The sequence below is a fragment of the Sphingomonas sp. FUKUSWIS1 genome (genome assembly GCF_000733135.1).
GTDB lineage: Bacteria > Pseudomonadota > Alphaproteobacteria > Sphingomonadales > Sphingomonadaceae > Sphingomonas > Sphingomonas aerolata.
On the sequence record NZ_JPJC01000249.1, the window covers coordinates 42,882 to 53,437 of the forward strand.

The following is a 10,556-nucleotide window of genomic DNA, read 5'->3' on the forward strand; positions in this document are numbered from 1 at the left end:
TTGTAGACCATGCCCAACACCCGCGTTCCAAGCCGCTTTGCCCAACCGAGGATCGTCGCGCTGTTCGCTGATCCTGCAGCTTCCTTCGTGCCGAGCTTCGTGCGCGCCACTCTCAGCCACTTCGGATCCGTCACCATGATCCGCCCGCCCCTGGGGCCGAGATACGAACGCGTCTGCGGTTACGCTCAAATGCGGGCACTACAGCATCCTCTCCACGATCGGCAGCATCGCTGCGACCACCGCAGCAATCGCCTTGGCATTGGGATGCACCCGGTCCGCCAGCGCCATATCGGCATGTCCCAATACGCCCGGCGGAAAGAACGGCCAGACGGTCGCGCCGTGTTCGGCCGCCAACGCCGCGTGGATGCCGAGATATGCAGCAGCCCGATCACGGATGAACATCGGGGGATCGACGGTCGTCAACAACACGGGAATGCCACAATTACCCAGGCTCAGCAGGACCTGCTCGAGCTGCGCCCGAGTACGACCCACCGGCACCTGCCGCAGGACATCGTTCGGTCCCACCTGGACGATCGCAAGTGCGGGTCGCTGGTCGAGCGCGGAGAGCATTCGGGGCAAGCGTCGTAGGACATCAGCGGTGGTATCACCCGACACCCCGGCATTCACCACGCGGGCAGAAGGACATGCCCGCCGCAGCGATGCCTGGAGCTGTCCGGGAAAGCTATCGTCGGCGGGCAGGCCGTAACCGGCAATCAGGCTGTCGCCGATTGCGAGAATCAAAGGTCGGTCGAGTGTCATGCGCCGCTGTGAGATAGTTCACGTTCGATGCAATGTAAGGCGTCCGGTCACCATCGCGCCGCTCCTTTGACGCTAGTGCTCCTTCGTCTGCAACGAGATACAGACGGCCGATACGCATTTCGGCCACCATCACACCATCACACCATCAGAAGTTCCAGACGACCTTTTGCCAACATCTTCGGCCTGGATGGGGTGATGGCCTAACACCAAAACGCGATCGTCGGCGCGGATGACGTGGCGTGGTACCTGCAACGTGGCACGGCAAACGATGAATATGCCCGAACTGCCCCGCCAAATGGCCGTCCCCAGCGAAGCAGCTTTTGCATCATCAGCCGCCGCCGGAGCCCGTCTCACATTTGTCGTTATGAGCGGTTCGACGAGCCGGATGTATCTGGCTGCGTCAAGTCTAGCACTTCCAACCTTGCAGCGTCGCCTCGCCTTGCAATCAGGCTCCCCACTGGAACCTGGTACGTACCGCGTAAGGTGAACCGCTCGACACGGTACACACCCCGATCAGTGCTGCTGGTCGAAAAGCCGGTGTAGCGTCGTTCGGCAACCTGCTTGAGGAGGTACCCTGCCCATCCCGTCGAACGCGAGCCGCGCAAGATTTCGGGTTCGTCCGTCTTACCGTCGGGTCGGATCCAGAATCCGATGTCGACCCATTGGATTGGATCGACATCGGACGATCTCGCAGGAAACGGATTGCGCAAGTCGAACTTGCGCGCTTCGTCTTGCGCAGCCGCCAGCGCCGTAGGTCGATAAGGCGGCGCCCATACCAGCTCAGGGCGGGTCGAGCCATCGCGGCCGATCGCACGCACCAGCTGGTCAATCTGCGCGTTGTCCTTTTGCCCCGCCGCCAAGCGCAACCGGACAACTTGCAGCAGGTTGCGAAGCTTTGGATCCGCCGCGATCGGCCGGGCTTCTGCTTCGGCCATAAGCCTGGCCGCACCGGCCGTGTCGCCCCGTGCGTTGGCCAGTCTGACGCGGCGCAACGTCGCCTGCAGGGCGAGCACCGCGTTTCCGTCCGCTAACGCCTGACGCTCCACCGCCTTGTACGAAATCTCGGCACTACGCCCCTTGCGCATCGCGAGCCACATATCGCCGGTCGCAAATGCGGCTGCAACGACGGCCGGGTCATTGGCCGGCAGATTGTCGCGCAGCGTGCGAACCTGCTCACCGACCGCGCTCTTGAACGCATCCAGATCACCGTCGTGCAAAGAGACGGTCGCATACGCTTCATACAATGCGGACACCGGTTTCGGGTCGGTCGCAGCGTGACGCTTGTTGCGAGATATGGCGCGCATAAGCGTGTGACGCGCCTTGAGGTACGCACCATCCCGGAATTGCTGCTCGGCAAAGGCGATCGAGGCTTGTGCATCTCGCAACGGCGGACAGCCCTGCTCGACGCAGGCTGCATACGCTTCCGAAAGCTGCCTGCCAGAAATTACGATATCGGGGGCGGCTGCCTGCAGCGACAATGCGAGGAATAAAGCAATCATCACCAGGCCTCCACTTCGAGTCACACCTTGCACCGCTGCAAGCCTGACCTCGCATCAGCGACTGTATTGCGAAACTTTTATCTTTGCAGCAGCGAATGACTGATCAGGAGAGGAATGCCGACTCTCTCGATAGATGAGCGGTAAGCCGGGTGGACGTTTTCAGAACGTGGAGTGTTAACTGCGCCACCGCATCCGCCTCCCTATGACTTCAGCGACGCCGCCCTGACGAGGGGCATTCGCCCAACCACGTACGGGGCAGGACGTTGATCGCGGCACGCGATGGTATTCTGCAGGCGGCTCTCTGGCGTCTTCCTACGGGGATATTCCCGCCTTGTTGGGCTCGAGCATTGCGAGAATCTGGTTCTTGCAGATGTTGAGATCGAAGACGACCGTTTGCCGGCTGGGATCGTCGCCTGCGGCGGCGGTTGTCAGTTGAAGCCCCTTATATTCGCAAGGCCCCGTCCAATATGTCGATTTTGAATGGGTCGTGTGGTCCCCAACGGAATTGTTGGCCCTCTCATTGAAGTTGAGGATCTCGTAGCGCCCCGGGTCATGGCGCAATTTCGTCACGACCCGCGGGTCGTACGGAAACTCGTTCACGTGCCGTCGTGATCGACTTGGGTCCCGCAGGCTTATGATCTTTCGGTTCGAACAATTGACCAGGAGCAAGACCCCCATCTCGTTCTTTTGCTTCGGCGCTGGCAGCGCCAGAAGACCAATGGCGTCATCGGCAATCGAGGGTGCGCGCAGTTCACATATCGATTCCCGCACGCTCCTGACGACGTTGCCGGATTCGAGCGGGTTGGAAGCGACGGCCACCGCCTCGGAAAACATAAGAGCAACGGCAAACATCTTTGTCTCCGTTATTGAGCTGCCGGTTGATATTAGCACTAGTGCTTATCAACAGCCAAGTCCGTTCAGCAGGGATAGTGTATGTTGGACGGCTAGCAAATCTTGGCGGTTCCCACTGAGCCGGTTTACCGGAGCAGGAGCCCGCTGTTGGACAGCCCGCCTTTGGCACTGACATCCGCCGGGTTAGTCCGCTTTCAAGAAATACTCTCTCGATAGACCTTTTCGGAAGTTACCGCTGGAAACGAACGATCAGACGTCATCGGGCTGAGCGAATGTCCGCTCTCGGGCGTATGAATTGCCACGGGGGTGTCCGATTGGGCATCCAAAGTGGATGGCTGGGATGCGCTGCGCCCTCGCCCTCATCGAAAACGGTCGGCAGTCTCCAAAAACCGGCATGTCGGAAGTTCGTGCTGTTGCCGCCTAACATATCCTCTATGCTGGATTTATGGATAATGATTCGGCTATCGTTGCGTTTGGCGCGCTCGCTCAGGGCACAAGGCTCGACGTGTTCCGGCTGCTGGTGCGCCACGAACCGGACGGAATGGCTGCGGGCGAAATCGCCCGCCGGCTCGACGTGCCGCAGAACACCATGTCCGCGCATCTCGGCATCCTAGCGCGCGCCGGCATCGTCCGCTCCGAGCGACAGAGCCGGTCGATCATCTACCGCGCCGATCTGGACGGCCTGCGCGCACTCACGCTCTTCCTGGTCAAGGACTGCTGCGCCGGCTCGCCCGAGCTGTGCGTGCCGCTTCTGGCCGAACTCACCCCCTGCTGCTGAAAGGACGCGTCATGGCCGTCGACATCGTGATCTACCACAACCCCGCCTGCGGCACGTCGCGCAACACGCTGGCGATGATCCGTAATGCCGGCATCGAGCCGCACGTCATCGAATATCTGAAAACCCCGCCCTCGCGCGCTTTGCTGGTCCAGCTGATTGACCGCGCCGGTATGACGCCTCGCGAACTGCTGCGCGAGAAGGGGACGCCCTATGCGGAGTTGGGGCTTGGCGATGAGGCGCTGACGGACGACGCACTGGTGGACGCGATGATGGCGCATCCGATCCTCATCAACCGGCCACTGGTCGTCTCGCCGCTCGGCGTGCAGCTGTGCCGACCTTCCGAAGCCGTCCTCGGTCTGCTTCCCGAGCCGCAACTGGGTGCCTTTGCCAAGGAAGACGGCGAAGCGGTGGTGGACGCCTTGGGTCAGCGCGTCGCTTGATGCTGCTCGCGCTCGCCATCTTCGTCGCCACGATCACGCTCGTCATCTGGCAGCCCAAGGGCCTCGGCATCGGGTGGAGCGCGCTCGGTGGGGCGGTCGTGGCGCTGCTCGTCGGGGTGGTCTCGCTTTCCGACGTCCCGGTGGTGTGGGGTATCGTCTGGAACGCGACCGCGACGTTCGTCGCCATCATCATCGTCAGCCTGCTGTTGGACGAGGCCGGTTTCTTCGAATGGGCGGCGCTGCACGTCGCGCGCTGGGCGGGAGGACATGGCCATAGGCTATTCGTCCTGATTGTCCTTCTCGGCGCGGCCGTGTCGGCGCTGTTCGCGAACGACGGCGCGGCGCTGATCCTGACCCCGATCGTCATCGCCATGCTGCGGGCGCTCGGCTACCGCGACAGGGCGACGCTGGCGTTCGTCATGGCGGCCGGTTTCGTCGCCGACACGGCAAGCCTGCCGCTGATCGTCTCCAACCTGGTCAACATCGTGTCGGCCGACTTCTTCGGCATCGGGTTCGCCGACTATGCGTCGGTGATGGTGCCGGTCGACCTCGCGTCGATCGGTGCGACGCTGATCGTGCTGCTGCTGTACTTCCGCCGTGACGTCCCAGCAAACTACGACGTGGCGCAGCTCCGCGCGCCGGCCGACGCCGTCCGCGATCGGGCGACATTCCGGGCCGGTTGGGTCGTACTTGCGGCCCTTCTGGCGGGCTTTTTCCTTCTCGAACCTGTCGGCATACCGGTCAGTGCAGTCGCCGCTGCCGGCGCGGTGCTGCTGCTCGTCGTCGCCGGGCGCGGCCGCGTCATCGAGACGCGCAAGGTGCTGCGCGGCGCGCCGTGGCAGGTCGTGATCTTCTCGCTCGGCATGTACCTTGTCGTCTACGGCCTGCGGAACGCCGGCCTGACCGACCACCTCGCCGGTCTGCTCGACCGCACCGCCCAGGGCGGTGTGTGGGGCGCGGCGTTCGGCACCGGCATCATCGCCGCGCTGCTGTCGTCGGTCATGAACAACATGCCGACCGTGCTCGTCGGCGCGCTGTCGATCGACGCGACCCACGCCACGGGCGCGATCAAGGACGCCATGATCTACGCCAACGTGATCGGCTGTGACCTCGGCCCCAAGATCACGCCGATCGGCTCGCTCGCCACATTGCTGTGGCTTCACGTCCTCGAGCAGAAGGGCATCCGCATCGGCTGGGGCTATTATTTCAGGATCGGCGCGACCTTAACGATCCCAGTGCTGCTGGTAACGCTCGCCGCGCTCGCCCTGCGGCTCGGTGCCGCCTGATGCCGTGGAATCGAACCAATGACAGGACATACCCCTGATGCCCCTGCGCACGCTTTCCGACCCCGACTATCTGCCCGCACTCGATCGACGCTACACGCTCGACCGGCCCGCCATCGGACTGGGTGCGGGAGACCCGCCCCCGCGCATCCTGCTGCTCTACGGCTCGCTGCGCGAGCGGTCATATTCCCGACTTTGCGTCGAGGAGGCCGCGCGCCTGCTACGGTTCTTCGGAGCCGAGACGCGCATATTTGATCCCTCGACCCTGCCGCTGCCCGATCAGATGGCTGGCGACGACCATCCGGCGGTCCATGAACTGCGCGAGCTGTCGCTGTGGTCCGAGGGGCATGTGTGGTGCAGCCCCGAGCGACACGGCCAGATCACCGGCATCATGAAGCTGCAGGTCGATCACCTTCCGCTGTCGATGGGCGGGATGCGACCAACGCAGGGCCGGACGCTCGCCGTCATGCAGGTGTCGGCCGGATCGCAGTCGTTCAACAGCGTGAACACGCTGCGCGTCCTCGGCCGCTGGATGCGGATGGTGACGATTCCGAACCAGTCGAGCGTCGCCAAGGCGTTCGAAGAGTTTGACGACGCCGGCCGGATGAAGCCGTCCAGCTACTATGATCGCATCGTCGACGTGATGGAGGAGATGGTTCGCTTCACGGTCCTGCTCCGCCCTCACGCGGCCCAACTCGTCGACCGGTATTCGGAACGGAAGGCTTCTGGCGTGCCGTTCGATCCGACAACCGATCTATCGAGCATAGCTACGGCGTCGCATCCATCACGGTGAACGAATGCCCGGTTCGGGCAGGCACGCTCCGGCGCTCCGGCTTTGACCAGCGCTGCTTCCACCATCTATCCATGGGGCGAGTTGGTCTTCGTGTTCGCACTATGCGTTGGCATAATGACGACGACAGCCCCGAAGCTTTCGCTGCGGGGCTGTCGTTGGGTTGGTTGCAGGGATAGGATTTAACCGCTGCAGAACTCGGTTTCGTCTGATTGATTCAGCAGTCATCAACAGCCAAGATGCCAAAACTGATCATCAGGGCCTAGCCTCGTTCAGGGCCAGAATGCCAAGACGGTGGAAAGTGCCACATTTAATAACAATTTGGCAGCGGACTTATTGCACCAGGTGGCGAAGCAATTAGGGCTCTTTAAACGATATAATTTGATCTCAGTTATTTTTCGACTGAGCCAGTCGACATCAATGCTTAGCGAGCTTGGATATTTGTGGCCGATCACCGACAGCGTCTAAATTCGCTGACTTTTCAATGGCGCTTCCGAGATGAAGGCTCAGACACCGTCTAAGTTCTTTCATGGTAGGGCCAAGCCGGTCGAGCTTCCACACTACGAGAATGTCGCCGGTTCGAGCATAGGAAAGCGCGTCGACGGGAGGCTTACGGAGCGGTTTATTGCAATAGCAGACAGAGCGGGGCGCGGTCTTTTTCCAAAGACGATGGTATTTCTGGAAAGCTAAGCCTGTAAGCCGATGTCGCCTTCAGGGTTCTTCTCCCGCGTGTTCCCGGTCAAACAACTCTCGTGATGCGCGAAAGCTGTCGACGTTCTCGACGATCCACGTCCACAGGGGGACCATCATGACCAGTAGCTTCAATCCGGTTTCGGATAGAGCATATTCTACATGAGGAACCACCTCCTCGAAGTCGTGACGCACCACCAATCCATCGCGCTCCAGATGGCGCAGCGTGCGCGTCAGCATCCGCTGCGTAATACCGTGCATCCGACGGCCGATTTCCACGTGGCGAAGCTGGCCGTACACGCCGAGCGTATGGATGACACCAAGCGACCAGCGGTTACCGGCATGGGCCAACACCTCACGGCGCACCCCGTCGTCATCGTCCCGGAGGCCATCGCAAACCGTTTGCGAATATCGGAGGATGTCCTCCTCGCTTAGAGATTGAACGGCAGTATCACGCATGTACCCATCTTTCACGCTTGCCCGTGGCTTGCCAGATCACCGGCATCCACGGTGAAACGAGTTAGAACGATGAACGATACAGTCTCCAATGTGAAATCACGCAATATCCTCGTTCTGGGTGCCGGCGAGCTTGGCATGCCCGTCCTCCGCAATCTGGCGCGTCGCGCCAAGGGCATCGACGGTGCCAGGATCAGTGTCCTTCTCCGCGAGAGTGCCGTGGAGTCGGGCGATCCCTCCAAGCAGCGTGACATCGCCGAAGTCCGCGAAGCCGGGATCGAGATCGTACTGGGCGACCTAGTGAACGACACGATCGATGAGCTAGCATCGCTTTTCTCGGACTACGATACGGTGATCGGCTGCGCAGGCTACGCAGCGGGGATTAACACGCCGATGAAGCTCGCCAAGGCGGCGCTGCAATCCGGCGTCCCGCGCTATTTCCCCTGGCAGTTCGGCGTCGACTTCGAGGCGATCGGCCGCGGCGGGCCGCAGGACATCTTCGATGCGCAGCTCGACGTGCGCGAGCTGCTGCGCTCGCAGGACAAGACCAAGTGGGTCATCATCTCCACGGGCATGTTCATGAGCTACCTGTTCGAGCCGGACTTTGGTGTCGTCGATCTAGAAAATAGCGAAGTTAACGCGCTCGGCAGCCTTGATACTGCTGTGACGCTGACGACGCCGGATGACATCGGCGTGCTGACCGCCGAGATCGTATTCTTCGAGCCGACGATCCGCAACGAGATCGTCTTCCTGGCCGGTGACACCGTCAGTTATGGTGAGGTCGCAGACAAGTTGGAGGTGGCACTGGGCCGGGCCTTCAAGCGGTCGGTTTGGACCGTGCCTTTCCTGATGGATGAGCTTGCGAACGATCCGAAAAACATGATGCGCAAATACCGCGCCGCCTTCGCGATCGGTCGCGGTGTGTCCTGGCCGAAGGCAGGCACGTTCAATGATCGGCAGGGTCTTCCCGTCACTGACGTTGCGGCCCTGATCGATGCCGATCTGCGAGGGGTGCAATAAGAAAAATGATGTAGGCGGGGTGACTGTAGAGACCTTCCCAAAGACGAACCTAGAGTGGGACAGCCGCCCCGGCGATCACGCAGACAGCTTAGGGCAGCTTACGTCCCAAGATCCGTTCCCGATTGGCCTTTCCCAAGATGGCCAATCGGAGACGGAGAAACGGGAAAGATCGCGCTGAACGAATGGCCGTTATTTGGCGCCCGGATCGCCAGCCTAAAAGTCCGGAAATGGGCAAAACTGTTGGGCATTGCAGGGCTGCCAAGACCAACATTCGGTCATCCCGATGCGGCTTTTGCCGTTCCAGCTTCGGACATCCGTTTATGTTCGCCGCTGACTTGAGCTTTCAATCATGCCAGCGGTACGGAGCAGCTTGCGCTGGCCAGCGACGTATATCTGGTGCAGTGATCTCCCTTGACACGCTCCTCAGAATTCATCCGATTGGCAAGTTATCTCGTCAGATGGAGGGGGAGTGATGCGGCATGGCCGATGTTCCGAGAATCAGATCATTGGCGTCCTGCGCGAGCGTAAGGCTGAGGCAAAGACCTGGCCCGGAGGGCGGCAATATCAGCCAGTCGAACTGTAACTAAGCCAATCATGGCGATTTACGATTGCAGGTACGAGCATTACCGCCGACGGACTGATTTACAGATAGTTGGAGGGAAAAGCGCTGACATTGGATCTCCGACCGAGCGCGTTGATCAAGGCGAATGCGGACAGCCTGCGCCAGACGGTCCGCGTGATCGTCGCGACTGCAGCAGCGTTTGCGGCGTACAAGACGCTCGGCCTGCACGAAGGCTATTGGGCGGTGTTCACCGTGCTGATCGTGATGCAGGCATCGATCGGGGGAACGCTCGGCGCAGCGACCGATCGGTTGCTGGGAACCTTGCTGGGCGCGGTGCTGGGCGGCATCGGCGCGGCTTTCGGGCGAACCGATACGCTCGAACTCGGGCTGGTGCTCGTCACCGTTACTGGCATCGCCGCGCTCGTCGCGTCGGTCCGGCCGCGGTTGAGGATCGCGCCGGTCACCGCGGCAATCATGCTGCTCAGCGCGCCGCCGGGCTCTTCGGTGGAGATCTTCGTCCGGGATCGCATCATCGAGATCGGCCTGGGCGGCATGATCGGTGTGCTGGCCGCGATGCTGATCTTGCCGGCACGATCGCACGGCGTGGTGATCGCGCGCACGCTTGCCGTGCTGAGCCATATCGAACGGATGCTGCGGGCGCAGGCCGACGCGTTGACCACCGGGCTGGCGCTGCCATCGTCCCCCGAACACGCCGCGCTGCGTCATGCGCTGGCCGCGGTGGAGCTGGCGATGAAGGACGCCGACCGCGAACGCGCCTCGCGTCTCGCCGATCACGGTATCCCCGCCGCCGTACCGCGCACGCTCTGGCGGATCCGCAACGATTTGGTGCTGAGCGGTCGCGCACTTGACGAGCCGCTGCCCCCGGCTGCGATGGCAGCGCTCGCCAAGCCATCGGCGGCGATGCTGACCGCGCATGCCGCGCTGGCGAGCCGGTGTTCGGAGGCGCTGCGTACGCGGGGTAAGGTCGATCGGGGCGACGTCGAAGCGTGTTATCGGATGTTCGGTACCGCGCTCGATCTGTTCCGACGGAGCGAGGCGGCGGCGACCCTGGATTTCGACGCATCGGGCCGCGTATTCGGGCTCGCCTTCGCCGCGGGTCGTCTTCACCGCGACCTGCTCGACCTTGCCGGTCGCGTCGACGAAATCGCCCCGACCAAGGTGCTCGCTGCCGAACAAAGCTGACCGCGCGACTTTGCCGCTGGCCCCGCGCGCGGTACGGGCGGCGATGACCGAAACCTTATCGACGCCCGACCTCGCCGCCGAACTGGTCGCGCTGCTCGACCTCGAACCGCTCGATACCGACCTGTTCCGCGGACTCCAGCGACCCGGCGCAACCGCGCGCGTTTTCGGCGGGCAGGTCGTGGCGCAGGCGCTGATGGCGGCGCAGCGTTCGGTCGATGCACCCG

The 10,556-nt window shown here is 62.1% G+C and carries 10 protein-coding genes and 1 pseudogene; 7 read left to right on the forward strand and 4 right to left on the reverse strand.

Annotated elements, in window-relative coordinates; genetic code table 11:
• Positions 1-198: 198 nt before the first annotated feature.
• The 3 genes from sphsw_RS15580 to sphsw_RS15590 all read right to left on the reverse strand — a co-directional run bounded on the left by sphsw_RS15580 (position 199) and on the right by sphsw_RS15590 (position 3,110).
• A complete protein-coding gene (locus sphsw_RS15580) occupies positions 199-759 on the reverse strand; it encodes a GDSL-type esterase/lipase family protein (protein WP_042467509.1) in 561 nt (186 codons plus the stop codon).
• Positions 760-1,121: 362 nt separating this feature from the next.
• Positions 1,122-2,258, reverse strand: a complete 1,137-nt coding sequence (locus sphsw_RS15585; RefSeq protein WP_031441422.1) for a hypothetical protein — start codon at positions 2,256-2,258, stop codon at positions 1,122-1,124.
• Positions 2,259-2,570: 312 nt separating this feature from the next.
• The gene (locus sphsw_RS15590) at positions 2,571-3,110 is read right to left on the reverse strand and encodes a hypothetical protein (RefSeq protein WP_031441423.1); all 540 of its coding nucleotides are present in this window, start codon (positions 3,108-3,110) and stop codon (positions 2,571-2,573) included.
• 445 nt (positions 3,111-3,555) lie between these two features.
• Between sphsw_RS15590 and sphsw_RS15595 the strand changes: the two genes are divergently transcribed.
• Genes sphsw_RS15595 through arsH form a run of 4 tightly spaced genes read left to right on the forward strand, consistent with a single transcriptional unit; the run spans position 3,556 to position 6,404 of the window.
• Positions 3,556-3,888, forward strand: a complete 333-nt coding sequence (locus sphsw_RS15595; RefSeq protein ID WP_031395703.1) for an ArsR/SmtB family transcription factor — start codon at positions 3,556-3,558, stop codon at positions 3,886-3,888.
• Between the two features lie 11 nt (positions 3,889-3,899).
• Positions 3,900-4,328 (forward strand): arsenate reductase (glutaredoxin), encoded by a 429-nt coding sequence (arsC, locus tag sphsw_RS15600; RefSeq protein ID WP_031441424.1) that lies wholly within the window; start codon positions 3,900-3,902, stop codon positions 4,326-4,328.
• Positions 4,328-5,614, forward strand: a complete 1,287-nt coding sequence (locus sphsw_RS15605; protein ID WP_031441425.1) for an arsenic transporter — start codon at positions 4,328-4,330, stop codon at positions 5,612-5,614. Before arsC ends, sphsw_RS15605 begins: the two co-directional genes overlap by 1 nt.
• Positions 5,615-5,651: 37 nt before the next feature.
• Entirely contained in the window at positions 5,652-6,404 is a 753-nt protein-coding gene (arsH, locus tag sphsw_RS15610; RefSeq protein WP_031441426.1) for an arsenical resistance protein ArsH, read from the forward strand.
• A 708-nt stretch (positions 6,405-7,112) separates the two neighbouring features.
• Here the strand turns inward: arsH and sphsw_RS15615 are convergent.
• Entirely contained in the window at positions 7,113-7,550 is a 438-nt protein-coding gene (locus sphsw_RS15615) for a winged helix-turn-helix transcriptional regulator (protein WP_031441427.1), read from the reverse strand.
• Between the two features lie 69 nt (positions 7,551-7,619).
• On the opposite strand from sphsw_RS15615, the gene sphsw_RS15620 reads away from it, so the two are divergent.
• The 3 genes and pseudogenes from sphsw_RS15620 to sphsw_RS20615 form a co-directional block, all read left to right on the forward strand.
• Positions 7,620-8,567: an aromatic alcohol reductase gene (locus sphsw_RS15620; protein ID WP_031441428.1), complete on the forward strand. Its 948-nt coding sequence runs from the start codon at positions 7,620-7,622 to the stop codon at positions 8,565-8,567.
• Positions 8,568-9,240: 673 nt separating this feature from the next.
• Positions 9,241-10,332 carry an FUSC family protein gene (locus sphsw_RS15630; protein ID WP_200874052.1) on the forward strand — a complete coding sequence of 364 codons (1,092 nt, stop codon included), beginning with the start codon at positions 9,241-9,243 and terminating at the stop codon, positions 10,330-10,332.
• A gap of 43 nt (positions 10,333-10,375) precedes the next feature.
• Positions 10,376-10,556 (forward strand): annotated as a pseudogene (locus sphsw_RS20615) (acyl-CoA thioesterase); the annotation flags it as partial.

Bases quoted from the DNA above. Each gene is read 5' to 3' on its own strand.
- sphsw_RS15580 (WP_042467509.1), bottom strand. From the start codon at position 759: ATGACACTCGACCGACCTTTGATTCTCGCAATCGGCGACAGCCTGATT.
- sphsw_RS15585 (WP_031441422.1), bottom strand. From the start codon at position 2,258: ATGATTGCTTTATTCCTCGCATTGTCGCTGCAGGCAGCCGCCCCCGAT.
- sphsw_RS15590 (WP_031441423.1), bottom strand. From the start codon at position 3,110: ATGTTTGCCGTTGCTCTTATGTTTTCCGAGGCGGTGGCCGTCGCTTCC.
- sphsw_RS15595 (WP_031395703.1), top strand. From the start codon at position 3,556: ATGGATAATGATTCGGCTATCGTTGCGTTTGGCGCGCTCGCTCAGGGC.
- arsC (WP_031441424.1), top strand. From the start codon at position 3,900: ATGGCCGTCGACATCGTGATCTACCACAACCCCGCCTGCGGCACGTCG.
- sphsw_RS15605 (WP_031441425.1), top strand. From the start codon at position 4,328: ATGCTGCTCGCGCTCGCCATCTTCGTCGCCACGATCACGCTCGTCATC.
- arsH (WP_031441426.1), top strand. From the start codon at position 5,652: ATGCCCCTGCGCACGCTTTCCGACCCCGACTATCTGCCCGCACTCGAT.
- sphsw_RS15615 (WP_031441427.1), bottom strand. From the start codon at position 7,550: ATGCGTGATACTGCCGTTCAATCTCTAAGCGAGGAGGACATCCTCCGA.
- sphsw_RS15620 (WP_031441428.1), top strand. From the start codon at position 7,620: ATGAACGATACAGTCTCCAATGTGAAATCACGCAATATCCTCGTTCTG.